Genomic DNA, 24,911 nt, shown 5'->3' with positions numbered 1-24,911 from the left:
ACGGGGCGAAAAGCCTGAAACCGGCTTCGCCAACCACTTTCCTCGAAAAACCTGTCGAGTTATTCAACTCGGGCGCCCGCATAAAAACAGCAATCAAACGTGCAGACGCAAAAAAGCCGGGAATTTCCCGGCTGCCGCATCATACACACGTTTTCCAAAAGGATCACCCCGCCCGAGGTTTTAGCCGCCCGGCGGGATGATTCAGGTCAACGTCGTATCAAGGCTTGGCTTTTTCCAGGTAACGGAAAAAGTCACTGCCCGGGTCCAGGACCATGACATCGGATTTGTTCGCGAAGCTTTCACGGTAGGCGCGCAGGCTACGGTAGAACGCGTAGAACTCCTGATCCTGACCGTATGCCTTGGAGTAGATCGCAGCAGCCTGGGCGTCACCGTCACCGCGAACCTCTTCGGATTCACGATAGGCTTCAGCCAGCAGCACGCGGCGTTGACGATCGGCGTCGGCACGGATGCCTTCCGCCAGCTCGTTACCCTTGGCGCGGTGCTCGCGAGCTTCACGTTCCCGCTCGGTGCTCATACGCTCGAACACGCTGCGGTTCACCTCTTTCGGCAAGTCGATGGTTTTGACCCGAACATCGACAACTTCGATGCCTAGCTCTTTTTCCGCCATCTTGTTCAGCGAAGAGGTGATGTCCGCCATCAGCGCATCACGCTCACCAGACACCACTTCGTGCAGGGTGCGCTTACCGAACTGGTCCCGCAGGCCCGACTCCAGACGACGGGAAAGACGCTCGTCGGCAATCTGCTTGAGGCCGGAAGTCGCGGTGTAGAAGCGCTCGGCATCTTTCACGCGCCACTTGGCATAGGCATCGACCATCACGGCTTTCTTTTCCAGCGTCAGGAAGCGTTGTGTCGGTGCATCCAGTGTCATCAGGCGCGCGTCGAATTTGCGCACTTTGTTTACGTAAGGCACTTTCACGTGCAGGCCCGGCTGAACGTCGGTCTGAACCACGCGACCGAACTGCAGCATCACCGCGCGCTCGGTCTGAGCCACGATGTAGAAGCAGTTCCAGGCAACGATCGCCACGACGACGCCGACAATAAGGGCGATCAGCGATTTATTGCTCATCAGCGACTCTCCCTGGTACGCGCTTGCTGTTGCTGCAGATCAGCTGCCGCACGCGCATTCACTTCATTACTGCTGGCTGCTGCGCCGGTCACTGGAGCGCCGGGGCTGCGACCACTGTCGATCATCTTGTCCAGCGGCAAGTACAGCAGATTGTTCTGGCCATTCTTGTTGCCGGTCACGAGAACCTTGCTGGTGTTGCTGAAGATTTCCTGCATGGTGTCCAGGTACAGACGCTGGCGGGTAACTTCAGGGGCCTTGCGATACTCGGCCACCAGCTTGGTGAAGCGATCAGCCTCACCCTTGGCGCGGGAGACGGTCTCGTCACGGTAACCGTTGGCATCCTCGAGGATGCGCTGGGCCTGACCACGGGCTTCCGGCACGACGCCGTTGGCGTAGGTTTCAGCCTGGTTGCGCGAACGCTGCTCGTCTTCACGGGCACGGATCACGTCATCGAAGGCTTCCTGAACTTCACGCGGTGCCGCTGCGCTCTGTACGTTGACCTGGGTGACGGTAATGCCGGTGCGATAGGTATCGAGGAAGCGTTGCAGACGTTCCTTGATTTCGCTGGCCATCAATTCACGACCTTCGGTCAGCACCTGATCCATGGCGGTAGAACCCACCACGTGACGCAAGGCACTGTCAGTCGCATGCTGCAGGCTGATTTCCGGCTGATCGACGTTCAGTACGAAATCCTGCAGATTGCTGATCTTGTACTGCACGGTCAGCGGCACTTCGACGATATTTTCGTCTTCAGTCAGCATTTGACCCTGCTTGGTATAGGCACGCTCACGCGTGACGTTTTCCATGTACTTGCGATCGATCGGCGGGAAATAGATGTTCAGTCCTGGGCCGACGGTTTCATAGTATTTGCCGAAGCGCAGCACTACCGCCTGCTCCTGCTCGTCGACCACGTAGACAGCGCTGTACAGCCACACGGCCGCCAGCACGACCAGGCCGATGCCGAGCAGGCCGCCGAAGCCGCCACTCTTGCCCGAACCGCCGCCCTCGTCACCGCGTTTTTTACCACCACCGAACAACCCGTTCAGGCTTTCCTGCAGCTTTCGGAAGGCCTCGTCGAGATCCGGTGGTCCCTTGCGGTCGCCGTTATTGCGGCGCTTGCCACCCCAAGGATCCTGATTATTCGAGTTGCCACCCGGCTCATTCCAAGCCATAGCGCTCTCCATCTGATAAAGCAAAGACGCACCCACGGCGCGCCGACCAATGCTACAGAATGCCTGTCACCACGGCACAACCGCTTTCTCAGGCTTTTATTGCAAAGTGTGTTGCTCGATGAATTCCATCGGTTGCAGACCTTCGCGACTCACGAGTCGATTCAACTCGATCCGTGGCAAGCGAACGGCCAGCAAGCTGATGCCTTCTTCGTCATGTTCTTCTTTTTGCACCGCACCGAGTTCGAAAAACTGCGCACGCAGTCGAGCAAAACGTTGCGGCAAGCGCAAGGTGCCAACAAACAAATCACTGCCTAACAGTTCAGCCACAGCCTGCTTGAGCAGGTCCAGGCCGGTACCGTCCTTGGCCGACAACCAGACCCGCTGCGGTTTGCCATCGGCATCGCGCTGGATCTGCGGCTCAACACCCTCGAGCAAATCGAGTTTGTTGTATACCTCAAGGATCGGCAAGTCCTGCGCCCCGATCTCCCCGAGCACCACCATGACCTGTTCAATCTGGGCCATCCGCTCAGGCTCATGCGCATCGATCACGTGCAGCAGCAGGTCGGAGTTGCTCGACTCTTCGAGCGTAGCCCGAAATGCCTCGACCAGTTTGTGCGGCAAGTGGCGAATGAAGCCCACGGTGTCGGCCAGCACGATCGGCCCGAGGTCATCGAGTTCGAGTCGGCGCAGGGTCGGGTCGAGGGTAGCGAATAGCTGGTCGGCGGCGAAGACGTCGGAATCGGTGACCGAGTTGAACAGCGTCGATTTGCCGGCGTTGGTATAACCCACCAGTGAAACCGTCGGAATGTCAGCACGTTTGCGCCCGCGACGAGATTGCTCGCGCTGGCTGCGAACCTTTTCCAGGCGCCCCTTGATCTGCCGCAGGCGAACCCGCAACAGGCGCCGGTCGGTTTCCAGCTGGGTTTCACCCGGGCCGCGCAGACCGATACCGCCCTTCTGCCGCTCAAGGTGAGTCCAGCCACGAACCAGCCGCGTACTCATGTGTTCAAGCTGGGCCAGTTCGACCTGGAGCTTGCCTTCATGGGTGCGGGCGCGTTGGGCGAAGATATCGAGAATCAAACCCGTGCGGTCAATCACGCGGCACTCGAAAATACGTTCGAGGTTACGTTCCTGACTGGGCGTGAGGATGTGATTGAAAATCACCAGATCGACCTGTTCGGCGCTGACCAGGTCGCGTAACTCTTCGACCTTGCCGCTGCTAATCAGGGTTTTGGCGGTTGGCCGATGACGCGGCACGTTAAAAAACGCGACGGTCTCGGCGCCAGCCGAAATTGCCAACTCCTGAAACTCCTGCGGATCTTCGCGCGCCTCAGGGTCCTGACCATCCAAGTGAACGAGAATTGCCCGTTCACCACCACCGTGGCGCTCAAAGAACAAAGGAGACTCCTATCAGGCGTTACCTGGCTCAGCGTCACCTGCTTCGGATTCGGTTGCGCTAGGCAGACGAATTGGACGAACCGGCACCACTGTAGAGATAGCGTGTTTGTAAACCATTTGGCTAACGGTGTTTTTCAGCAGGATAACGAACTGGTCGAAAGACTCGATCGTGCCTTGCAGTTTGATCCCGTTGACCAGGTAGATGGAAACCCCCACTTTCTCTTTACGTAAAGTATTCAAGTAAGGGTCTTGTAGCGAATGCCCTTTTGACATGTGCCGCACTCCTTTAAGGATTCAATATAAAAAATAGGTAAACAGATGGCTTGGGGCCGTCACACCCCCAAGGATAGACGGCAATTGCAAGGACTCAGCTCAATATGGAGATGGTCCCGAGGTATTTCAAGGCGCGCGGCAGATTGTCGCAATCGAGGCTGTCCAACCAATGTAAATCAGCCCAACTGCGCAGCCAGGTGAACTGGCGCTTTGCCAATTGGCGCGTGGCAATGATTCCACGCTCCTGCATCTCGGCTTGCGTCAGCTTGCCATCCAGGTAATCCCAGACTTGTCGATAGCCTACAGCACGTATAGACGGCAAACCCGAATGCAGGTCACCTCTATCTCGCAGGGCTACGACCTCGTCGATGAATCCCTGTTCCAACATATTTGTGAATCTTTGTTTAATACGCTCGTGCAGTACCTGGCGATTTGCCGGGGCGATGGCCAAGTTCGCGACAGTATAGGGCAATTGTTGCAGTCCCGAAGCGGCTGCTTCAGTACTTTGCGCAGATTGTCGCAAGCGTAGCTCAGTCATGCTCTGACCACTGACGCGATAAACTTCCAGCGCTCGACTGAGGCGTTGTGGATCGTTCGGATGAATACGCGCCGCGGACTGCGGATCGATGACCGCCAATTGATCGTGCAGGGCTTGCCAGCCAAGGCGCGCAGCTTCCTCTTCGATTTGCGCGCGAACGTCCGGGTCGGCCGCTGGCATATCGGCCAGACCTTCGAGCAAAGCCTTGTAGTAGAGCATTGTGCCGCCTACCAATAGCGGAATTTTGCCCCGCGCGGTGATCTCGGCCATGGCCTCAAGCGCATCGCGACGAAAATCCGCGGCGGAATAACTTTCGGCAGGGTCGAGAATATCGATCAGGCGGTGTGGGAATTCGGCCAAAAGTTCTTTGGAGGGCTTGGCGGTGCCAATGTCCATGCCACGGTAAACCAGCGCCGAATCGACGCTGATCAGCTCGCAAGGCAGGACCTTGGTGAGTTCGATGGCTAGGTCGGTCTTGCCGGCAGCCGTCGGCCCCATCAGGAAAATCGCAGGAGGGAACTGGCTCATCAACGACCGCGCAAAAACAGTTTGTCCAGATCGTCCAGGCCCAATTGGGTCCAGGTCGGTCGGCCATGGTTGCATTGACCGCTGCGTTCGGTGTTTTCCATGTCCCGCAGCAGACCGTTCATTTCCGGCAGGGCCAGACGCCGATTCGCGCGAATCGCGCCGTGGCAGGCCATAGTACCGAGCAGTTCGTTCAGGTGTGCCTGAATCCGGTCGCTGGTGCCGTATTCCATCAAATCCGCCAGAACGTCGCTGACCAGTCGATTGGCTTCAGCCTGTTTCAGCAACGCGGGGATTTGCCGGATCGCCAGAGATTCCGGGCCAAGGCGCTGTAATTCAAAGCCCAATCGCTGGAACCAGGCGACATGCTCTTCAGCGCAATCGGCTTCGCGCTGACTGACCGCCAAGGACTCTGGCACCAACAGCGGTTGACCGCTCAGGCCTTCACTGGCCATGGCGATTTTCAGGCGTTCGTACATGATCCGCTCATGGGCGGCATGCATGTCTACCAGCACCAGGCCCTGGGCGTTTTCCGAAAGAATATAGATGCCCTTGAGCTGCGCCAACGCGTAACCCAGCGGCGGAATATCGTCTTGCCCGGCCGGCAGCGAGACCGCGTTGGCCTCAGGCAACGGCGCGAAGAACTCGCGATAGGCCGCCTGAGCTTCAGCGACGGGCACGCCAGACTGAGGCCGCGGCGTGTATTGATACTGATAACCGGCACCAGCGCCGGAGCCCGCCGGCGTGTTGAACGACGGTTGTGCCTGAGGCTGTTCCAGCAGCGCATTGGCCGCCAGACGCATTTCGCCCTGCGGACCGAACTCACCGGCGTCGAGCCCGGTGGGCCTGACCATGGCCGTCGCGACAGGCGCGGCCAGATGATCTTCCGGCCGCACATCGCCGAGGGCGCGGTGCAAAGTGCCATAGAGGAAATCGTGAACCATGCGCCCGTCACGGAAGCGTACTTCGTGCTTGGTCGGGTGCACGTTGACGTCGACGCCCGCCGGATCGACTTCGAAAAACAGCACGAACGTCGGGTGCCGACCGTTGAACAGCACGTCGCGATAAGCCTGACGCACCGCGTGGGCCACCAGTTTGTCGCGCACGGCACGGCCATTCACAAAGAAATATTGCAAGTCTGCCTGGCTGCGGTTGAAGGTCGGCAACCCGACCCAGCCCCACAAGTGCAGGCCGTTGCGCTCGATTTCGATCGGCAACGCCTGCTCCAGAAAACCCGCCCCGCAGATCGCCGCCACACGCCGGGCGCGGGCCGCGTCATCGTGGGCTTCGTGCAGGCTGAGGATGGTTTTGCCGTTGTGGCGCAGATGGAACGCCACATCGAACCGCGCCAGCGCCAGACGCTTGATTACTTCTTGCAGGTGATCGAACTCGGTTTTTTCGGTCTTGAGAAATTTACGGCGCGCCGGGGTGTTGAAGAACAAATCGCGCACTTCCACCGAAGTCCCCACCGGATGGGCCGCCGGTTGCACGCGCGGCGCCATGTCCCGGCCTTCGGTTTCCACCTGCCACGCCTGATCGGCATCGCGAGTGCGGGACGTCAGGGTCAGACGCGCCACGGAGCTGATGGACGCCAGTGCCTCACCGCGAAACCCCAGGCTCATCACCTGTTCAAGGTCTTCCAGATTACGAATCTTGCTGGTGGCGTGACGGGCCAGGGCCAAAGGCAGGTCATCGGCGGAAATGCCGCTGCCATCGTCGCGTACCCGCAGCAGCTTGACGCCGCCCTGTTCCACATCGACATCAATGCGTTTGGCACCGGAGTCGAGGCTGTTCTCCAGCAACTCCTTGATGACCGAGGCCGGGCGCTCAACCACTTCACCGGCGGCAATCTGGTTCGCCAGTCGTGGGCTGAGCAGCTCGATGCGAGCGCTGCTGATCACGCTCTGATTCATTCTTTGGCCGCCAGTTCGGTGCCTGGAATGGTCAAGTGCTGACCGATCTTGAGTTCATCGCTCGACAGGTTGTTGGCGCCGCGCAAGGTGGCCGGAGACACCTGATAGCGCACAGCGATCATTGCCAGGGTTTCGCCGGGGCTCACACGATGATCACGCGGGCCTTGGGCTATCTTGCCGGAGTCGCGCAACCAGGCAATGTAAGTACCCGGCGGTGGATTCTGCTGGAAGAATTGCCGCACGCCGCTGCTGATAGAACGCGCCAGTGCCTGCTGGTGGTTCGCTGCGGCAAGCTTGGAAGCCTCGTTGGCGTTGGAGATAAAACCGGTTTCCACCAGGATCGACGGGATATCCGGCGACTTCAGCACCATGAACCCGGCTTGCTCCACGCGCTGTTTGTGCAGCGGCGTGACGCGACCGATGTTGCTCAAGACTTTCTGGCCAACGTTCAGACTGGATGTCAGGGAAGCGGTCATCGACAAATCGAGCAACACGCCGGCCAGCATGCGGTCCTTGTCATCGAGGCTGACGTTGCCGGCACCGCCGATCAAGTCGGAACGGTTTTCGCTGTCGGCCAGCCAACGGGCGGTCTCCGACGTAGCGCCGCGGTCGGACAGGGCGAACACCGACGCCCCGAACGCGGCGGCTGAAGGTGCAGCGTCAGCGTGGATCGAAACGAATAGATCGGCGCCCTTCTTGCGGGCGATTTCGGTACGGCCGCGCAATGGAATGAAGTAGTCGCCGGTACGCGTCAGTTCGGCGCGGAAGCCTTTCATACCATTGACCTGACGCTGTAGTTCACGGGCGATGGCCAGCACCACGTCTTTCTCACGCTGCCCGCGAGAGCCCGAGGCGCCCGGGTCTTCGCCACCGTGGCCGGCATCGATTACCACGATGATGTCGCGCTTGCCGGCCGGAGCGGGTGGCAGCTTGATCGCCGGTTCGACAGGCGTGACTGGCACCGCGGGAACCGTTGCGACCGAAGGCGTCGGCGCCGGAGGAGGCGCGGCGTCAGCCGGGTTATCGAACAGATCGACCACCAGGCGGTTGCCGTACTGGGCGTTGGGGGCCAGGGAGAAGCTTTTCGGCGTCACGGCCTTTTTCAGGTCGATAACCACCCGCAGGTCGGTCGGCGTGCGCTGAGCCGAGCGCATGGCGGTAATCGGGGTGTTCGAGGTGTTGACGTTCAGCGGTGCACCGAGGGTCGCGCCATTAATGTCGATCACCAGCCGATCCGGGGCGGTCAGGGTAAAGACGCTGTGCTGGACAGCCCCTGTCAGGTCAAACACCAGTCGCGTGTTATCCGGCGCCCGCCACAGGCGAACACTGTTGACCTTCGTCTCGGCCACAGCGTCGACGGTCACCGCCAAAAACAACAATCCTACGGCAGCAACCAACGCGCGAAAGCGCATACCTAACCCCATCATTTAATTGGATTCCAATGCCAAAGAGGCACACCACGACTCGCCACGCGAGCCCTGGGGCAAAATTTTCAGCGAACGCCCGCTGTCTTGCGGGCTAATGGTAATGGTCAGGTCGGGCTTTGGCAAAAAGCCTGCACCATTGCGGGGCCATTCGATCAGGCACAATGCGTCGTCTTCGAAATAGTCGCGGATGCCGAGGTACTCCAGCTCTTCCGGATCGACCAGTCGATAGAGGTCGAAATGGAAGGCACGGATGTCGCCGATCTCGTAAGGCTCTACCAGGGTGAAGGTCGGACTTTTTACCGCGCCGGTATGCCCCAGGCCTCGGATGATGCCCCGGGACAGCGTGGTTTTCCCCGCGCCCAGATCCCCCTCAAGAAAAATCAGACCGTGCCCTTCAGTGGTTTGTGCGATGCGCGCACCAAACGCGGTCATCGCCTCTTCATCAGCCAGGTACAGGGTTACTTCAGACACGGTGCTTGCTCCTCCAACAACTGACGAATGGCTGGAATCAGATCACTGGCCGCCAGCCCGCGGCCGAATTTACCTTGTTGCGCACCGGCATTGGCGTGCAGCCAGACCGCCAGGCATGCCGCGTCGTACGCGTCCATGCCTTGAGCGAGCAAGGCGCCGACCAGACCGGCCAGCACATCGCCCAAACCGGCAGATGCCATGGCCGGATGGCCCTGATGACACAACCCCAGACGCCCGTCGGGGCTGGCGATCAAACTGCCGGCGCCCTTGAGAATCACCACCGCTGTATATTTTTTGCTCAATGCATGGGCAGCGGCCGGACGATCGGCCTGAACATCGGCCGTCGATATATTCAGCAATCGCGCGGCTTCGCCCGGGTGCGGCGTGATAACACAACCTGCAGGCAGGCTCACGCCACCGTCGGCTAACAGGTTCAACGCATCGGCATCCCAGACTTGTGGCAGCGGCGCATTGGCCGCGGCCGACAACAGACTGCGTCCCCAGGCGCCCGGCCCCAGCCCTGGGCCGACGACCAGCACCGTGACCTTCTCAAGCAAGCCCATTAATTGATTGGCCGACGAAGTGCCGAGCACCATTGCTTCCGGCAATCGCGCCAAGGCAGCCGAAACATGCTCGTTGCGAGTGGCCACGGACACCATGCCGGCACCGCCGCGCAGGGCGCTTTGTGCACTGAGCAAAATGGCGCCGCCGAAACCGCGATCGCCGCCGATCAGCAATACGTGGCCAAAGTTGCCTTTGTGGGAAGTGGAAGCGCGACCGGTCAGACGCGGCACATTATCGGCCGTCAGGCGACGCGCGCTGACCGTGGCCCCGATAAACGTCTCGGGGGCGGCTTGCAGATCATTGAAGACCAAATCGCCGACCACATCCGCAGCGTCACCGGTGAACAGACCGAGCTTCAAACCGATGAACGTCACCGTCAGATCGGCTCGAACCGCAATGCCGAGTATGCGCCCCGTATCGGCGCACAGCCCCGAGGGGATATCCACCACCGCCACCGGTAGCCCACTGGCGTTGATCGCGGCGATGACACTGGCGCATGGCTCGCGCACTTCACCGGTCAGGCCGGTGCCGAGCAAGGCATCCAGCACAATGCCGCGTAATTCTGAATGTGCGTTCCAGTCTTGAATGGCAACGCCTTCGGCTACCGCCTCGGCATGGGCCGACGCGGCATCGCCCTGCAAACGCCCGGGATCACCGGCAGCCAGCACCCGCACGTGCCAGCCGGCACGTCGGGCCAGCACGGCCACCAGGTAACCGTCGCCCGCGTTATTGCCGTGGCCGGCCACCACGCTCAATTCGTGCGCCGCTGGCCAATGACGGACCAGCGCGCGCCAGGTCGCCCGCGCCGCACGCTGCATCAATTCGAAGCCCGGTGTACCGGCCGCAATCAGGCTCGCATCGAGCCCTCGGACTTGCGCGGCGCTATACAGCGCGTCGGGTAATTCATCTTTAGTGTGCGGCATGCGTCTTCAGGCTCCGATGTCTGGCAGAATTATACGCACCTCAGCTCAGGTTTCTCTCGTCTCATGCCCGCTATTACCACAGACATGCCCGCCCTCGCCCAATCGATCAAGGACTGGGGCCGCGAGCTGGGCTTTCAGCAAGTCGGCATCAGCGGCCTCGACCTGGCCGAGCATGAGCAGCACCTGGAGCGCTGGCTCGAAGCTGGCTACCACGGCGAAATGGAGTATATGGGCGCCCACGGCAGCAAACGTTCACACCCGGAAGAGCTGGTGCCGGGCACGCTTCGCGTCGTTTCCCTGCGCATGGACTACCTGCCGGGCGACACCGAAATGGCCAAACGCCTGGCCGAACCGGAAAAAGCCTACGTCTCGCGTTATGCCTTGGGCCGCGATTACCACAAACTGATCCGTAAACGCGTGCAACAACTGGCGGAAAAAATTCAGGCGGTGATCGGTCCGTTCGGCTACCGCGCCTTTGTCGACAGCGCCCCGGTGCTGGAAAAAGCCATCGCCGAACAGGCTGGCCTTGGCTGGATCGGCAAAAACACCTTGGTCTTGAATCGCAAGGCTGGCAGCTACTTCTTCCTCAGCGAACTGTTCGTCGACCTGCCGCTGCCGGTCGACCCGCCCCACGTCACCGAACACTGCGGTCGCTGCACCGCCTGTCTGGATATCTGCCCAACCAACGCCTTCGTTGGTCCGTATGTACTGGACGCCCGGCGCTGCATTTCGTACCTGACCATCGAACTGAAAAGTGCGATCCCCGAAGATTTGCGGCCATTGATCGGTAACCGGGTGTTCGGTTGCGATGACTGCCAAATCGTCTGCCCATGGAACCGCTTCGCCCGGCCTTCCGGCGAAAGCGATTTCAAACCAAGGCACAATCTGGACAACGCCGAACTGGCCGAACTGTTCATGTGGGACGAGGAAAAATTTCTCAGCAGTACCGAGGGCTCACCACTCAGACGCGCGGGTTACGAGCGTTGGTTGCGCAATCTGGCAGTGGGATTGGGCAACGCGCCTTCAACGATTCCGGTGCTGGAGGCGCTGAAGGCACGGCGGGACTATCCGTCGGAACTGGTACGCGAACACGTCGAATGGGCCTTGAAACAACACGGTCTGGCGTAGGAGCTGCCGCAGGCTGTTCGCAGCCTGCGGCAGCTCCTACCGGTATGAGTACAGCCTGGAAAATGAGGGGTATTTCGTGAGGGTCAAGCCTCGTCGTTATAAACAAACTTGGGCATTTCCCAGTGGAAACGGATCGCCAGCAAGCGCAGCAGGAAGCCGCCGAACAGGGTGATCAGGATCGCCTGTTCACCGGGTAATTGCAGGTAGAGGCAGAGCAGATAACACCACGCCGCCGCAAACGAGACACTGGCATAGAGCTCGCGGCGGAAGATCAGCGGAATGTCGTTGCAGAAGATGTCCCGCAGGATGCCACCGAACACCCCGGTGATCACACCGCTGACCGACGCCACCAGCATGCCATGGCCCATTTCCAGGGCAGTCATGCAGCCGATCAGGGTGAACGCCACCAAACCCACGGCGTCGAGCACCAGAAACAGCGAACGCAGATGGCGCATCCAGCGGGCGATGAAGATCGTCAGCATCGCCGCGACAGAGGTCAGCACCAGGTATTCCGGGTGTTTGACCCAGGTCAGCGGGTAGTGGCCAAGCAACACGTCACGCACCGAACCGCCACCCAGCGCTGTGACGCATGCAATCAGCACCACGCCAAACCAGTCCATGCCGCGACGGCCCGCAGACAAGGCGCCAGTCATGGCTTCGGCAGTAATGGCTATCAGGTAGAGCATCAGCAACATGGTGGCGGTCCTTACAAGAAGGCGCGCAGTCTAGCCATTTAGGAACAGCACCAAAAGAGGGCAAGAGAAAGCACAGAGAACCTGTGGCGAGGGAGCTTGCTCCCGCTGGGCCGCGGAGCGGCCCCTTTGCTGACAGAGCGATTCTTCAGATAGACCGCGCCGGCTGACTTTATGACCGCTGCGCCCGGACGCGGATCGACCGGCGGGAGCAAGCTCCCTCGCCACAAAAGCCCACCCTATGACCAATCAGAACTTGATGAAATTCTTGCGGTAGTGCTGCAGCTCGGCGATCGATTCGCGGATGTCGTCCAGGGCCAGGTGTGTGCTGCCCTTTTTGAAGCTGTCGCGTACGTCCGGCGCCCAGCGCGCGGCCAGCTCTTTAAGAGTCGACACGTCGAGGTTGCGGTAGTGGAAGTAGCTTTCCAGCGACTTCATGTGGGTATAAAGGAAGCGACGGTCCTGGCAGATGCTGTTGCCACAGATCGGCGACTTGCCCTTCGGCACCCATTTCTCCAGGAAGGCGATGGTCTCGGCTTCGGCTTCGGCCATGCTGATGCGGCTGTCGCGAACTCGTTGGGTCAGCCCGGAGCCGCCGTGCTGACGGGTATTCCACTCGTCCATACCGGCGAGGATCTCGTCGCTGTGATGGATGGCGATCACCGGACCTTCGGCCAAGGTGTTCAAATTACTGTCGGTGACGATAGTGGCCATCTCGATGATGACGTCGGTATCAGGGTTCAGACCGGTCATTTCCAGGTCGATCCAGATCAGATTTAGCGGGTTTTGCATGAGTCGGCTCCTCGGCGTAGGTGTGCAGTTTAGCCTAGGGAGGCCACCGGGCGTGCTAAACTCGCGGCCGTTTTACCTAATCGCTGCATTCTCGATACGGAACACCCATGGCCAAACGCCAACTCAATCGTCGTCAAAACTGGCGCATCGAAAAGATTCAGGGCGAGCGCGCTGCCCGCGCCGCCAAACGCGAGTCCTCGGCTGTCGAGGCACTCGAAGGTGGCGACCTGGGTCCGGAACAGACCGGCCTGGTGATCGCGCACTTCGGTGTGCAGGTCGAAGTCGAGGCCCTCGATGGCGAATTGGCCGGCCAGGTGTTCCGCTGCCATTTGCGCGCCAACCTGCCAGCGCTGGTGACCGGCGATCAGGTTGTGTGGCGTGCCGGCAACCAGGGCATCGGCGTGATCGTGGCGCAACTGCCGCGTAAAACCGAGCTCTGCCGTCCCGACAGCCGTGGCCAGCTCAAGCCGGTGGCGGCCAACGTCGACTTGATCGTTATCGTCTTCGCCCCGTTGCCCGAGCCTCACGCCAACCTGATCGATCGTTATCTGGTCGCTGCGGAACACGCCGGTATTCGGCCGTTGCTGCTGCTGAACAAATTCGACTTGATCGACGAGCAGAACGCCCCGGCACTGAATGCCTTGCTGGCGGTTTACCGCACGCTGGGTTACCCGGTGCTGGAAGTGTCGGCCCACCACGGCAATGGCATGGAGCAGTTGCAGAAGCAGCTGGACGGGCACATCAGCGTATTCGTCGGCCAGTCCGGTGTCGGCAAGTCGTCGCTGGTCAACAGCCTGCTGCCGGAAGTCGACACCCGCGTCGGCCCGCTGTCCGAGCTGTCGGGCCAGGGCACCCACACCACGACTACCGCGCGGTTGTTCCACTTCCCCGGTGGCGGTGAGTTGATCGACTCCCCGGGTATCCGCGAGTTCGGCCTGGGTCACGTCAGCCGTGCCGACGTCGAAGCCGGTTTCATCGAGTTCAACGACCTGATCGGCACCTGCCGTTTCCGCGATTGCAAGCACGACCGCGAGCCAGGATGTGCGCTGCTCAAGGCCCTCGAAGAAGGTCGCGTGCAGCAGCAACGGATGAACAGTTATCGGTCGATCATCGCCAGCTTGCCGGAAAGCAGCTATTAGGTAGCCTGGATCATTTTCGTGATGCTACGAAAATGATCAGCAACCTGCAGAAACAGAAAAGCCACAAAAAAGCCGACATCACTGTCGGCTTTTTCATGGATCACTGCTTCGGCGCTTCCGCTGGTTTCGGCGCCGGATTATCAAACAGATTCAACCGCTCCCGAAGCTCATGGGCCGGCAGTGGCTCCTTATCCGCCGGCAAGGCATTCGGATCGACTGGCGGCGCGGGCATTTCGCCCGGGCCACCCTGCCCTTGCTTCGGCACTGGCGCAGGCTCTGCACCTTGCGAACCTTCAATGGCCTTCTGGGCTTTCTTGGTCAGTACCACGATGTCGATACGGCGGTTGACCGGATTGAACGGGTTCTCACGGTCAAACAGCGCCGACGAGGCGTAACCGACCACCCGCGCGACCTGAGCGTCCGGATAACTGCCCGCGACCAACGCACGACGAGCCGCGTTGGCGCGATTGGCCGAGAGTTCCCAGTTACCGAAGTCGCCAGTGCCCGAGTACGGCTTGGCATCGGTATGGCCGCTGATGCTGATCTTGTTCGGCACCGCTTTGATGGTGTCGGCCATGGCCAGCAGGATGTCTTCGAAATACGGCTTCAGACGCGCACTGCCGGAGTCAAACATCGGCCGGTTTTCGGCGTCCACGATCTGGATGCGCAAACCGTCCGGCGTGATTTCGAACAGAATCTGGTCCTTGAACTTCTTCAGCTGCGGGTTCTCTTCGACCTTGTTCTGCAGTTCTTGCAGCAACAGTTCGAGGCGTTCCTTCTCGACCTGCTCGGCCATGCCTTCAACTTGCTCAGCGTCGATGGTCACCTTGTCTGGCTGCGGCTGAGATTTCACCTCGGGGTTGAGGGTGCTCTCCGGCGCCAGGGTCGGCGTGCCCCCCAGGTCGATGATGTACGGCGTACCGCTTTCGGAAAACCCGACCGGGTCCTTGAAGTAACCGGCGATGGCAATCTTCTGTTCCGGCGTCGCGGTGGACAGCAGCCACAACACCAGGAAGAACGCCATCATCGCGGTCGCGAAGTCCGCGAAGGCGATTTTCCAGGCGCCTCCGTGATGCCCGCCGGCGATGCGCTTGACGCGCTTGATGATTATCGGCTGGTTATTTTCCATGACTTAGCGACCGCGAACCGCTTGTTCCAGCTCAGCGAAGCTAGGACGGTGCGCCGGGTACAGAACCTTGCGACCGAACTCCACCGCCAGCGACGGCGGCATCCCGGAAGCCGAAGCCACCAGCGAAGCCTTGATGGCTTCGTAGATGTTCAGTTCTTCCTTGGCATCGTGGCCCAGGGAAGTGGCCAATGGGCCGAAGAAGCCGTACGCCGCGAGAATACCGAAGAAGGTACCGACGAGGGCCGCACCCACGTGCAGGCCGATGGATTTCTGATCACCTTCACCCAGGGACGCCATGGTCACCACGATGCCCAATACCGCCGCGACGATACCGAAACCGGGCATGGCGTCGGCAATGCCGTTCACCGCGTGGGCAGGGTGTTCCAGGTCTTCCTTGAGGCTGTAGAGCTCCATGTCGAACAGGCCTTCCAGCTCATGGGGAGCCATGTTGCCGGAGGACATGATGCGCAGGTAATCGCAGATGAACGCGGTCATGCGTTCGTCTTTGAGCACCGCCGGGTACTTGGCGAAGATCGGGCTCGCGGCGGCATCTTCGATGTCGCCTTCGATCGCCATCATGCCTTCGCGGCGGCTCTTGTTGAGGATCTCGTAAATCAGGCCCAACACTTCCAGGTAGAAGGTGTGGTTGAAACGCGAGCTGAACATACCCAAGGATTTCTTGAGCACATGCATCGTCATGTAACCAGGGTTGGCCTGCAGAAATGCGCCAAGGGCCGCCCCCCCGATAATCATCACCTCGAAAGGCTGGATGAGAGCGGCAATCTTGCCGTGGGAAAGCACGTATCCGCCGAGCACGCTCGCGAATACGACGATGATGCCGATAATTTTAGCCATAGGTAGGAGAGCACTTACTGAGTCGGGTTCAAGGTCATATTCGGAAGTTAAAAAATCTCTTCTTCTCCTTATCGGCAAAACTGCGCCAGACTATAGCCAGTTCAGGCGAAAAGCTATTTTGACCCGCGCAGAGATAGGTAATGCAGACGATGATTGCGTCCAGACATGGCTAACGAAACGAACGTCCCAACGCCAAGACCAACCACGCTCGAAGGCTGGGTCAAGCTTCTGGATGGTGTGCGCCTGCCGATTCCGCAAGCCAGTCATGACCGCGTCAGCAAAACCATCCGCGATAACCGCAGCTCACTGCGAGACATCGCCGAACTGATGCAGGACAGCCCGGCTCTGGCCTTGAGCGTGATTCGCGAAGCTAACCGCCATACCCATGGCAGCATGACCGAGCCTGCTGAAAACCTTGAGGTGGCAATCAATCGCCTCGGTTTGAAACGCACCGAAGAATTGCTCGAGCGCCTGCCGGCCGAACCTCAATCACAGATTCCCGTTGCACTGCGCCAGCTCCAGCTGATCAGCCAGCACGCCACGCAACAGGCCAACGGTTTTTTTTGCCAGTCGCCTGGCACGGCTATGGCAAGACATCCACTGGGGCAGCCTGCTGTTTCTTTCGCCACTGTGGCCCATGGCATTAACCCATCCGCAGTTGCTCGAAGAGTGGGAGCTGCGGGTCATCCATAAAGGTGAGTCGGCGCGCAGAGTCGAAACGCAATTGTTCGGCGTGCGTCTGCTGGAAATCTGTCTGACGCTGGTGGACACCTGGCGTTTGCCGATCTGGGTCCAACAGGGTTATCGGCTGCTGCTCAATGAGCAACGTGAACTGGTGAAAGTCTTGCGCATCGCGCGTGACAGCGAGCACCCGCTGCGCCAACAGAATCGCCTCGATGACGACCCGACGCTGCGCCGCTGGCTCAATCAGCCAGCCAATACCGTGCTGCTGGCCAATGGTCTGGCACTGTCGGCACAACAAGCCTGGGACAGTCCCCATTGCGAACGCTGGCAATACCTGACCAGCCTTTACTTGCAAATTCCGCTGGATGAGGTGCGGCAACAATTGCACCAACAGGCCGCTAACAGTGCCCGCCAACACGCCATGCCAGACCTCTGGCACCCGGCCGAAGCGCTGATCTGGCCGTCGGGGACCAACCGCCTTCACGCCGGCTTCCTACCAGCCCCGGCGCCCACTGCCGAAGACCTGGCGAAGTGGCGCAAACAATGCGCCGAGTTGCTGGTGGAGCCGAGTCCTTTTACCAATGCCATGCACTTGACCACATCGGCCCGAGACGCCCTGTTGGCGTGCGGCATGCGGCGGGTGATGATTCTGATGGCTGACCGTACGCACGCTAATCTGCGCGCGCACCAGACTGCCGGGTTGCCCAAGGAAGTGGCCGGCCTGAATCTGGTGGTCAGTCAGAGCACTGTGCTGCAGCGCCTGCTCACGCAACAGGCGCAGGTGCGCCTGACGCCGGCCAACAACGCACAATTCTCGGCCCTGCTGCCGGCCAGCCTGCGTCAACAGTTCAGCGGCGAACACTTGTTGCTGCGCTCGCTGGTCAACAATGGCCGGGTGATCATGATCGTGGTGGCGGATCAGGGCGGTGGGCCGTTCTCGGAAATCACCGTGCAAGCGTTCGGCAAAACCGCGCAATGCATCGAGAAAGCCCTGCACAACTTCAGTCACCGCTAGGGCTGTTATCAGTTACTTCCTGTACCGAAATAACTGATAACAGGCCCCCATGACGCTGCGCTACAATCCTCCCCTTTGTGCTCTGGAGACCTCACATGTCTGACTTCTCTGGCTTGGCGCTGGTGATCGAGCCGAGCGACCTGCTCCCGCGTCTCGATTCCCGCGAACTGATTCTGGTGGACCTGACCAGCAGCGCCCGATATGCCGCAGGGCATATTCCCGGAGCACGCTTTGTCGATCCAAAACGTACTCAACTGGGTCAGGCGCCTGCGCCAGGTCTGCTGCCGACCCAAGCCGCGCTTGAAGCATTATTCGGCGAACTGGGCCACAACCCCGAGGCGGTCTACGTCGTCTATGACGACGAAGGTGGCGGTTGGGCCGGGCGCTTTATTTGGCTGCTGGATGTCATCGGCCACAGCAAGTATCACTATATCGATGGTGGCCTGCCGGCCTGGCTGGCAGAAGGCTTGCCCATGTCTATCCAGATCCCGCCAGCGGTCGGCGGCCCGGTCGCCCTGACGCTGCACGATGACCCCATCGCCACCCGCGAATACCTGCAAAGCCGTCTCGGTGCCGCCGATCTGGCAATCTGGGACGCACGCGGGCCGCTGGAGTACTCCGGCGAGAAAGTGCTGGCAGCCAAGGGCGGGCACATTCCCGGCGCGGTCAATTTCGAGTGGACAGCCGGCATGGATCAAGCGCGCTACCTTCGCATCCGCACCGACATGCCGAAAATCCTGGAACAACTCGGTATCACCAAAGACAAAGAAGTCATTACCCACTGCCAGACTCACCACCGTTCTGGCTTCACGTACCTGGTGGCCAAGTCGCTCGGTTATCCGCGTGTCAAAGGCTACGCCGGCTCCTGGGGCGAATGGGGCAACCATCCCGACACGCCCGTAGAGATTTAAGGTTTTTAAGGACAGTTAATGAATAAGCGTTTGTTTATCCTCAGCCAATACCTGCTGCCCCACCACTTGCTCTCGCGACTGGCCGGCTGCATTGCCGAATGCCGCGTACGCTGGTTCAAGAACGCCTTGACCGCCTGGTTCGCCAAGCGTTATCAAGTGGACATGTCCCAGGCACTGGTCGAAGACCTGACGGCTTACGAGCACTTCAATGCCTTCTTCACTCGTGCCTTGAAAGACGGCGCTCGCCCGCTGGACCCAACCCCAGACGCAATCCTCAGCCCGGCCGACGGTGCCGTCAGCCAGCTCGGCCCGATCGAACACGGTCGCGTTTTCCAGGCCAAGGGCCACAGCTTCAGCGTGCTGGAACTGCTGGGGGGTGACACGGCCAACGCCGCGCCATTCATGGGCGGTGATTTTGCCACCATTTACCTGTCGCCCAAGGATTACCACCGCGTGCACATGCCGCTGGCCGGCACCCTGCGCGAGATGGTCTACATCCCCGGCCGCATCTTCTCGGTCAACCAGACCACCGCTGAAAACGTACCGGAACTGTTCGCTCGCAACGAGCGCGTGGCGTGCATTTTCGACACCGAACGTGGCCCGATGGCCGTAGTGCTGGTGGGCGCGATGATTGTGGCGTCGATCGAAACTGTCTGGGCCGGGCTGGTCACGCCACCAAAGCGCGAGCTGAAAACCTTTCGTTACGACGAAGCGGCCCGTGCGCCGATCCATCTGGAGAAAGGCGCCGAATTGGGTCGCTTCAAGCTCGGTTCTACGGCTGTGGTGCTGTTCGGGCCGGATCAAGTGAAATGGGCCGAAGGGCTGGGCGCCCTTTCGCCCGTGCAGATGGGCCAGGGCATCGGCTTGCCAACCGCCTGACCCCCTGATCCGACCCTGCGAACGTCTTCGCGGGGTCGGACATTTCGGTGGTGCCGTTACTCTATCTGTCCACGGAAGCCGATCGGCCCTTCGTCGGCGTAGGTATTGGTGCCACTGAGGTTTTTCCCTCCATCGCTGGAGGTCACGCTCAACGCCACAACGTTCTGATTATCCCGACCTCCGATGACCCATTTGCCACCCGGATGCCACGGGGCATCGTTGCCACCCCACTGATTTTCAACGTTGTACTGGTTCTGGCCCGTGCGCTGAGCCCTGAAGCCAATGGGACCTTCACCCGCATACGTCATGGTGCCGGTGAAACTCTTCCCGCCATCTCCCGATTTGATCTCGATCGCGACAACGTTCTGGTTGTCCCGCGCGCCTAGCGTCCAGTTTCCGCCCGGATGCCAGGGTGCCGAACTACCGCCCCATTGATTTGCCACTACATATATAGACATAAACTTCATCTCCTTGAAGTTACAAAGAGACCTGCCCTGCGTAGGCAGCAGGCCATACGACTGTGTATCCGGTCGCACGAGTGTCAGATTAGTAGTACGCCCGGATGGCACTCGACTGACAGACAAACGGTAAGAATCCATAGCTGCTACAGTCAGATCATTCACTGCCCATTTAACGGGTCGGAGTTTGTCTACGGCATGAATGAGACCAATCCTGTCCTGCTGCTACGCGCACCGATTCCGACGCAATCGCGTCTGTCTTTCTGCGAAGCCACGCCACGCGACCTCAAGCGCTGGATCGCCAATCTGCCCAAAGCCAACATCGGCGAAACCGCTCGCCAGTTGTATCAAGGCTTGAGCGAACTCAACCAACTGCTTACACCCAGCGACAATCGCCTGCAATTGCTCGAACTGTTGCGGCCCGAGGTGTATTACGTCTGCAAGCACCTGGAGCGGCACTTCCTGCATCAGGCCATTGTGCTCGACGAACGCTCGCGCAAAATCGCCAACCTTTGCCAGGCGCTGCAGAGCCACTTGGCGATCGGCTACAAGCAAATCGTCATCCGCATCGCACCGCGCTTCAGCAAGGACCGTGCAGCGTTGCTGACCCAGGCTTTGCAACGAGCGATCCATTGCCTGAACGGCGCGTTGATCCGCGCCACTGAACTCTATTGTCCGGCGCCCGAAAATCTGTGGCTGGAGTTACATCAGCTGTACCGGACTGGCTGTCAGTTCCAACTGCAACATTTGAGCGTGCATGATGAACTGGCCAACCAGACGCAAAACCTGAGCATCGAGCAAACCTACGTCGTCGCCCTCCTCCTGGGTGCTTCACGCTGCAATCAACTGCGCCAGAACCAGATCGCCCGGCTCGCCGAGGTACTCGAACCCTGGAGCCAGAGGATCAAGCTGCAACCGGCCAAACCGGACAACGGGCTGTTTGCTATCGCCCCGGATCTCGACACCGGGCCGCGCTACCGCTCTAAATTCCCTGCCGAACAACAGAAGCGCTTGCTGGGGATCGATCCGCAACCTCTGGTCGCGGCCATCGAAACCCATTTGCAGTCGGCCGACAAGGCATCTTCGTTGCTCGTTCCGGCAGGGCTGACTCTGGATACGCTGCAACACCTGTATGCCGCCTGGGGTCAGGCCGCCGAGCGCAGTTTCCAGCGCACCGTCGGCCACGGCACGTTGACCCTGTGCGTGGGCATGAGCGCGTTGCACTTCTATCTCGGCGAGCAACGCTCGTTTAGCGACATCCTGAAAAAACCCGGCGCCCGTCCCGCACAGTTTTCGGTTATCGACCCGACAGGTCGCGCCAAAGACCAATGGAAACAGGCCTTCGATGCCGCCCCGCATGGCACGGCAGACACTCTGCTGCCCTACGAAGAGATCGAATACCCGCACCTTCAGCACGATGACAGCCACGAGGCATCCGATCGCCAGCAGTATTTTCCGACCTATGTGCTGCCGGTGATCAATCACAGCCCTGGCGGCTATTGCCTGGCCTGGCACGGCGCGGTGCCCGCCGAATTACAGGCTGGCGAAATGGTCGGTGTCGAGGCTACCGCCGGCCAAGGCTGGAGCATTGCCGTGGTGCGCTGGATCCGCCAGGTGCGAGGCGGCGGCACGCAGATGGGTATCGAGCAAGTCGCGCCTTGTGCCGAACCCTGCGGCCTGCAACTGATACGCTCCGACGACGAGCACAGCCAGTACTTGCGCGGACTGTCGCTGCCCGCCATCAGCGCCATCGACCTGCCGGCCACCCTGCTCTCGCCGCGCCTGCCGTTCCAGGAAGGCAATAAGGTGTTGATCAATATCAATGGCGAAGAATACCGGGCCGGGCTGGAGCGTCGGGTGGCGAGCACCAACAGTTTTAATCAGTTTGCCTATCGTTTGCTTGAGACAGCCAGAAACGAAAACGCCGCGAAGAGCGGCGTGGTCGGGGCTGTGGGAGAGTTTGATTCGTTGTGGAAGTCGCTTTAAGCGTCAGGCATTTGATCGGCGGTGATGCTTTCGCCCAGACAACCTGAAACTCAGAGCTGCCCGTCGCGATCCCGCAAGCCCAGCAAATACAGCACGCCATCCAGCCCAAGGGTGGAAATCGCCTGCTTCGCTGATTGCTTGACCAGCGGCTTGGCACGGAACGCCACGCCCAACCCGGCAATCGCCAGCATCGGCAGGTCGTTGGCACCGTCACCGACGGCAATCGTCTGCTCCAGACGCAAACCTTCCTTATGCGCCAGCTCACGCAGCAGATCGGCCTTGCGCTGTGCATCGACAATCGGCTCGACCGCCACACCGGTAACTTTGCCATCGACCACAGCCAGTTCGTTGGCGAACACATAGTCGATGCCCAGCTTGGCCTGCAGTTGCTTGGCGAAGTAGGTGAAGCCGCCCGACAGAATCGCCGTCTTGTAGCCCAGACGCTTGAGTTCGGCGAACAGGGTTTCGGCGCCTTCGGTCAGGCGCAGCGAGGCGCCGATAGAGTCCAGCACGCTGACATCCAGACCTTGCAACAAGGCCAGGCGCTCCTTGAAGCTGGCGCGGAAGTCCAGCTCGCCGGACATCGCCCGTTCAGTGATCGCGGACACTTGGTCGCCCACACCAGCAGCCTTGGCCAATTCGTCGATGACTTCGGCTTCGATCAGCGTCGAGTCCATGTCGAACACCGCCAGACGGCGGTTACGGCGGAACAGCGAATCTTCCTGGAAGGCGATATCGACGTTCAGCTCTTGCGCGACGCTGAGGAATTCCGCTCGCAGCGCTTGCGGGTCAGCCGCCTCGCCGCGCACGGAAAACTCGATGCAGCCCTTGCCCTTGTCAGCCGGAGTGTCCAGCGGCATGCGCCCGGACAGGCGATCGATATGGTCGATATTCAAACCATATTTGGCGGTGATCGAGCTCACACGCTGCAATTGCTCGGCGGTCACTTTGCGGGTCAACAGGGTGACGATGTGGCGTTTTTTTTCCCTGATTGCCGACCCATAGCTGGTAATCCTCTTCGGACACCGGCGTGAAACGCACCTGTTGCTCAAGCTCATAGCCTTTGAACAGGATGTCTTTGAGCACCGAGTTGCCTTGCTCGGTATCGGGAATTTCAACCAGGATGCCGAACGACAACGTGTCGTGGATCACCGCCTGACCGATGTCGAGAATGTTCACACCACCTTGGGCCAGAACGCCGGTAATGGCCGCAGTCAGACCCGGACGGTCGACTCCCGTGATGTTTATCAGGACGATTTCGCGCAAGGCGCACCCCCGCAGGTGGAAAAAAATCGCATTCTACCCATTTTCAGTGACCATCGGGCACCGCGAGCGCTTTGACGACCTATGGCCTGTCGCTATACTGCGCGTCAACTTCACGGACAAAGAGCCGAGCTCAAGTGAACCGGCCCACGCCAGTTAAAACCGATAACTTCTTTCTGCTGATCTTCCGCGCACTGCGTCACCGCCGTGTACCGATCGCATTGCGCATTGCCAGCCATAACGTGATCCTGGTCGCTCTGGCCCTGGTGATCTATGCCTGCGTGATGGGTTTGCAGTTCAAGCAGGCCATGCACGAGCAGGCGGATGCCCTGGGCGAAAGCCTGACCACCCAGACCGCGACCTCGGCCACGGAACTGTTGGTGTCCAATGACATCCTCAGCCTGAACGTGCTGCTCAACAACCTGACCAAGAACAAACTGGTGGCCCACGCGGCCATCTACAGCATGGACAACCGCATCCTTGCCGAGTCCGGCCAGCGGCCCAAGCACAGCCTGCTGGGCGAAGCCGAGGGTATTTACCAAAGCAAGATCACCTTCCAGGACGTGACCGCCGGGCAACTGCGCATCAGCCTGGACATGGATCAGTTCCAGCAACCGATGACCATCAGCCTGCAAAGCATGGGCATTCTGAGTGCGATTCTGCTGGCCCTGTCCCTGGCCTTGAGCCTGCGCCTGGGACGCAATATCTCCACACCGCTGATGCAATTGCGGGTATGGCTGCGCAATATCGACGAATACACCCCGGCCACCGAGCGCCAGGATGAGGTCGGCGACCTGGCTCGTCAGCTGCACGCCAATTTTGCGCCAGAGCCGGCCGAGCCGGAATCCGCGCCGGAGCCTGAATACGACGACAGCGATTACGAGGACGCCGACGATAACGAGCCGACCTTCGAAGTGCGTAACCTGCGCGACCCGGGTTTCGATGAGACCAGGCCTGTGGCCGGCCTCAAGCCAGCGCCGCGGCGTACGGTCAGCACCGTCGAGGACGATGAGGACGACGAAGATCCGTTTGCCGATCTGCGTGACGATTCCGCAGACAGCGCACCGAAACCCGTCGTCAAGCCACCGGTATCGAACGTGCCTCAGCACAGCGCGGTACTGGCCGTGCAACTGGGCGCACAGGATCAACTGCGCCGCCTGCCCCGCGCACGCCTGGAAGAACTGCTGAAACGCTACCGCGATTGCCTCGATCAGGCCGCCTCGCTTTACCAGAGCGAACTGCACACCCTGAACGATGGCAGCACGCTGATGTTGTTCCACACCGAAGACAGTGGCGACGACTACCTGACCAACGCCATCTGCTGCGGTGAGTTGCTGCGTGCCTTGGGCCATCAGTTGCAGATCGAAGTCGCCGACAGCGGCATCACCCTGCAACTGCAACTGGGTTTGACGCTGGGTGACGAGTTGTTCGGCTTGAGCCAGATTGATCTGCTGCTGACCGAAACCGCTCAGGATGCACTGGCCCTGTCGCAACACAGCCGCAACCTGCTGCTGGTGGAGCGCAAGATCAGCGACGACGCACTGATTCGCCAGCGTGCACGAATCCGGCCGATCGCAAGCCCTGAAGGTGCATGCTGCGTAGAGCGCTTGATGGAGCCTTATCCGTCGATGCTGGAACGGCAACTGGCGCGGATGCATGAACGCCGGGCGTAAGCCTTGGCCCTGCTGT

Annotated in this window: 20 protein-coding genes and 2 pseudogenes; 7 read left to right on the top strand and 15 right to left on the bottom strand. The window is 60.2% G+C overall.

Annotation, left to right across the window (positions count from 1 at the left end):
- Nucleotides 1-217: 217 nt before the first annotated feature.
- The 9 genes from hflC to LOY56_RS02440 all read right to left on the bottom strand — a co-directional run bounded on the left by hflC (nucleotide 218) and on the right by LOY56_RS02440 (nucleotide 10,291).
- On the bottom strand, nucleotides 218-1,087 hold the full coding sequence (hflC, locus tag LOY56_RS02480; protein ID WP_258619432.1) for a protease modulator HflC: 870 nt from the start codon (nucleotides 1,085-1,087) through the stop codon (nucleotides 218-220).
- A complete protein-coding gene (hflK, locus tag LOY56_RS02475; RefSeq protein ID WP_008009825.1) occupies nucleotides 1,087-2,259 on the bottom strand; it encodes an FtsH protease activity modulator HflK in 1,173 nt (390 codons plus the stop codon). Before hflK ends, hflC begins: the two co-directional genes overlap by 1 nt.
- A 96-nt stretch (nucleotides 2,260-2,355) precedes the next feature.
- On the bottom strand, nucleotides 2,356-3,657 hold the full coding sequence (gene hflX, locus LOY56_RS02470) for a ribosome rescue GTPase HflX (RefSeq protein WP_008009827.1): 1,302 nt from the start codon (nucleotides 3,655-3,657) through the stop codon (nucleotides 2,356-2,358).
- A 12-nt stretch (nucleotides 3,658-3,669) separates the two neighbouring features.
- Nucleotides 3,670-3,930, bottom strand: a complete 261-nt coding sequence (gene hfq, locus LOY56_RS02465; protein ID WP_007902656.1) for an RNA chaperone Hfq — start codon at nucleotides 3,928-3,930, stop codon at nucleotides 3,670-3,672.
- A gap of 94 nt (nucleotides 3,931-4,024) precedes the next feature.
- Nucleotides 4,025-4,996, bottom strand: coding sequence for a tRNA (adenosine(37)-N6)-dimethylallyltransferase MiaA (gene miaA, locus LOY56_RS02460; protein WP_258619424.1), 972 nt, complete (start codon nucleotides 4,994-4,996; stop codon nucleotides 4,025-4,027).
- The gene (mutL, locus tag LOY56_RS02455) at nucleotides 4,996-6,906 is read right to left on the bottom strand and encodes a DNA mismatch repair endonuclease MutL (RefSeq protein ID WP_408980349.1); all 1,911 of its coding nucleotides are present in this window, start codon (nucleotides 6,904-6,906) and stop codon (nucleotides 4,996-4,998) included. The genes miaA and mutL overlap by 1 nt, the downstream gene beginning before the upstream one ends.
- Nucleotides 6,903-8,333: an N-acetylmuramoyl-L-alanine amidase gene (locus LOY56_RS02450; RefSeq protein ID WP_309474872.1), complete on the bottom strand. Its 1,431-nt coding sequence runs from the start codon at nucleotides 8,331-8,333 to the stop codon at nucleotides 6,903-6,905. Before LOY56_RS02450 ends, mutL begins: the two co-directional genes overlap by 4 nt.
- The gene (gene tsaE / locus LOY56_RS02445; protein ID WP_258619422.1) at nucleotides 8,334-8,804 is read right to left on the bottom strand and encodes a tRNA (adenosine(37)-N6)-threonylcarbamoyltransferase complex ATPase subunit type 1 TsaE; all 471 of its coding nucleotides are present in this window, start codon (nucleotides 8,802-8,804) and stop codon (nucleotides 8,334-8,336) included.
- Nucleotides 8,792-10,291 carry an NAD(P)H-hydrate dehydratase gene (locus LOY56_RS02440; RefSeq protein ID WP_258619415.1) on the bottom strand — a complete coding sequence of 500 codons (1,500 nt, stop codon included), beginning with the start codon at nucleotides 10,289-10,291 and terminating at the stop codon, nucleotides 8,792-8,794. The genes tsaE and LOY56_RS02440 overlap by 13 nt, the downstream gene beginning before the upstream one ends.
- A gap of 63 nt (nucleotides 10,292-10,354) precedes the next feature.
- Here LOY56_RS02440 and queG point away from each other — a divergent pair, with 63 nt between their 5' ends.
- Nucleotides 10,355-11,419: a tRNA epoxyqueuosine(34) reductase QueG gene (gene queG, locus LOY56_RS02435; RefSeq protein ID WP_258619409.1), complete on the top strand. Its 1,065-nt coding sequence runs from the start codon at nucleotides 10,355-10,357 to the stop codon at nucleotides 11,417-11,419.
- A gap of 83 nt (nucleotides 11,420-11,502) precedes the next feature.
- On the opposite strand, the gene LOY56_RS02430 is transcribed toward queG, so the two are convergent.
- On the bottom strand, nucleotides 11,503-12,114 hold the full coding sequence (locus tag LOY56_RS02430; protein WP_258619400.1) for a trimeric intracellular cation channel family protein: 612 nt from the start codon (nucleotides 12,112-12,114) through the stop codon (nucleotides 11,503-11,505).
- A 246-nt stretch (nucleotides 12,115-12,360) separates the two neighbouring features.
- Nucleotides 12,361-12,903, bottom strand: a complete 543-nt coding sequence (orn, locus tag LOY56_RS02425; RefSeq protein WP_008068863.1) for an oligoribonuclease — start codon at nucleotides 12,901-12,903, stop codon at nucleotides 12,361-12,363.
- 107 nt (nucleotides 12,904-13,010) lie between these two features.
- Here orn and rsgA point away from each other — a divergent pair, with 107 nt between their 5' ends.
- The gene (gene rsgA, locus LOY56_RS02420) at nucleotides 13,011-14,042 is read left to right on the top strand and encodes a small ribosomal subunit biogenesis GTPase RsgA (protein ID WP_007902636.1); all 1,032 of its coding nucleotides are present in this window, start codon (nucleotides 13,011-13,013) and stop codon (nucleotides 14,040-14,042) included.
- A 100-nt stretch (nucleotides 14,043-14,142) separates the two neighbouring features.
- Here rsgA and motB read toward each other — a convergent pair whose 3' ends face one another.
- A complete protein-coding gene (motB, locus tag LOY56_RS02415; protein WP_258619389.1) occupies nucleotides 14,143-15,171 on the bottom strand; it encodes a flagellar motor protein MotB in 1,029 nt (342 codons plus the stop codon).
- 3 nt (nucleotides 15,172-15,174) lie between these two features.
- Nucleotides 15,175-16,026 carry a flagellar motor stator protein MotA gene (motA, locus tag LOY56_RS02410; RefSeq protein ID WP_258619388.1) on the bottom strand — a complete coding sequence of 284 codons (852 nt, stop codon included), beginning with the start codon at nucleotides 16,024-16,026 and terminating at the stop codon, nucleotides 15,175-15,177.
- Between the two features lie 165 nt (nucleotides 16,027-16,191).
- Between motA and LOY56_RS02405 the strand changes: the two are divergent.
- The 3 genes and pseudogenes from LOY56_RS02405 (at nucleotide 16,192) to asd (ending at nucleotide 19,515) form a co-directional block, all read left to right on the top strand.
- Nucleotides 16,192-17,725: pseudogene (locus LOY56_RS02405) on the top strand (HDOD domain-containing protein).
- A 95-nt stretch (nucleotides 17,726-17,820) separates the two neighbouring features.
- Nucleotides 17,821-18,636 (top strand): rhodanese-like domain-containing protein, encoded by an 816-nt coding sequence (locus tag LOY56_RS02400; protein ID WP_258619386.1) that lies wholly within the window; start codon nucleotides 17,821-17,823, stop codon nucleotides 18,634-18,636.
- Nucleotides 18,637-18,654: 18 nt separating this feature from the next.
- A complete protein-coding gene (gene asd, locus LOY56_RS02395; protein ID WP_258619384.1) occupies nucleotides 18,655-19,515 on the top strand; it encodes an archaetidylserine decarboxylase in 861 nt (286 codons plus the stop codon).
- 56 nt (nucleotides 19,516-19,571) lie between these two features.
- Here the strand turns inward: asd and LOY56_RS02390 are convergent, their stop codons facing one another.
- Nucleotides 19,572-19,973: a lectin OAA gene (locus LOY56_RS02390; RefSeq protein WP_258619380.1), complete on the bottom strand. Its 402-nt coding sequence runs from the start codon at nucleotides 19,971-19,973 to the stop codon at nucleotides 19,572-19,574.
- A gap of 198 nt (nucleotides 19,974-20,171) precedes the next feature.
- Here LOY56_RS02390 and LOY56_RS02385 point away from each other — a divergent pair, with 198 nt between their 5' ends.
- The gene (locus tag LOY56_RS02385; RefSeq protein WP_258619379.1) at nucleotides 20,172-21,959 is read left to right on the top strand and encodes a molecular chaperone; all 1,788 of its coding nucleotides are present in this window, start codon (nucleotides 20,172-20,174) and stop codon (nucleotides 21,957-21,959) included.
- A gap of 50 nt (nucleotides 21,960-22,009) precedes the next feature.
- On the opposite strand, the pseudogene serB reads toward LOY56_RS02385, so the two are convergent.
- A pseudogene (gene serB / locus LOY56_RS02380) lies at nucleotides 22,010-23,225 on the bottom strand (phosphoserine phosphatase SerB).
- 134 nt (nucleotides 23,226-23,359) lie between these two features.
- On the opposite strand from serB, the gene LOY56_RS02375 reads away from it, so the two are divergent.
- Nucleotides 23,360-24,895: an AhpA/YtjB family protein gene (locus LOY56_RS02375; RefSeq protein ID WP_258619378.1), complete on the top strand. Its 1,536-nt coding sequence runs from the start codon at nucleotides 23,360-23,362 to the stop codon at nucleotides 24,893-24,895.
- Nucleotides 24,896-24,911: the final 16 nt, after the last annotated feature.

Source organism: Pseudomonas sp. B21-048, assembly GCF_024748615.1.
In the GTDB taxonomy this organism is placed as follows: domain Bacteria; phylum Pseudomonadota; class Gammaproteobacteria; order Pseudomonadales; family Pseudomonadaceae; genus Aquipseudomonas.
Note: the sequence above shows the minus strand (reverse complement) of the source record. Positions and strands in the feature narration are given on the sequence as shown.

What these genes read in the sequence shown, in the direction of transcription:
- hflC (WP_258619432.1), bottom strand. Translation starts at nt 1,087, where the DNA reads ATGAGCAATAAATCGCTGATCGCCCTTATTGTCGGCGTCGTCGTGGCG.
- hflK (WP_008009825.1), bottom strand. Translation starts at nt 2,259, where the DNA reads ATGGCTTGGAATGAGCCGGGTGGCAACTCGAATAATCAGGATCCTTGG.
- hfq (WP_007902656.1), bottom strand. Translation starts at nt 3,930, where the DNA reads ATGTCAAAAGGGCATTCGCTACAAGACCCTTACTTGAATACTTTACGT.
- miaA (WP_258619424.1), bottom strand. Translation starts at nt 4,996, where the DNA reads ATGAGCCAGTTCCCTCCTGCGATTTTCCTGATGGGGCCGACGGCTGCC.
- mutL (WP_408980349.1), bottom strand. Translation starts at nt 6,906, where the DNA reads ATGAATCAGAGCGTGATCAGCAGCGCTCGCATCGAGCTGCTCAGCCCA.
- LOY56_RS02450 (WP_309474872.1), bottom strand. Translation starts at nt 8,333, where the DNA reads ATGATGGGGTTAGGTATGCGCTTTCGCGCGTTGGTTGCTGCCGTAGGA.
- LOY56_RS02440 (WP_258619415.1), bottom strand. Translation starts at nt 10,291, where the DNA reads ATGCCGCACACTAAAGATGAATTACCCGACGCGCTGTATAGCGCCGCG.
- queG (WP_258619409.1), top strand. Translation starts at nt 10,355, where the DNA reads ATGCCCGCTATTACCACAGACATGCCCGCCCTCGCCCAATCGATCAAG.
- LOY56_RS02430 (WP_258619400.1), bottom strand. Translation starts at nt 12,114, where the DNA reads ATGTTGCTGATGCTCTACCTGATAGCCATTACTGCCGAAGCCATGACT.
- orn (WP_008068863.1), bottom strand. Translation starts at nt 12,903, where the DNA reads ATGCAAAACCCGCTAAATCTGATCTGGATCGACCTGGAAATGACCGGT.
- rsgA (WP_007902636.1), top strand. Translation starts at nt 13,011, where the DNA reads ATGGCCAAACGCCAACTCAATCGTCGTCAAAACTGGCGCATCGAAAAG.
- motB (WP_258619389.1), bottom strand. Translation starts at nt 15,171, where the DNA reads ATGGAAAATAACCAGCCGATAATCATCAAGCGCGTCAAGCGCATCGCC.
- motA (WP_258619388.1), bottom strand. Translation starts at nt 16,026, where the DNA reads ATGGCTAAAATTATCGGCATCATCGTCGTATTCGCGAGCGTGCTCGGC.
- LOY56_RS02400 (WP_258619386.1), top strand. Translation starts at nt 17,821, where the DNA reads ATGTCTGACTTCTCTGGCTTGGCGCTGGTGATCGAGCCGAGCGACCTG.
- asd (WP_258619384.1), top strand. Translation starts at nt 18,655, where the DNA reads ATGAATAAGCGTTTGTTTATCCTCAGCCAATACCTGCTGCCCCACCAC.
- LOY56_RS02390 (WP_258619380.1), bottom strand. Translation starts at nt 19,973, where the DNA reads ATGTCTATATATGTAGTGGCAAATCAATGGGGCGGTAGTTCGGCACCC.
- LOY56_RS02385 (WP_258619379.1), top strand. Translation starts at nt 20,172, where the DNA reads ATGAATGAGACCAATCCTGTCCTGCTGCTACGCGCACCGATTCCGACG.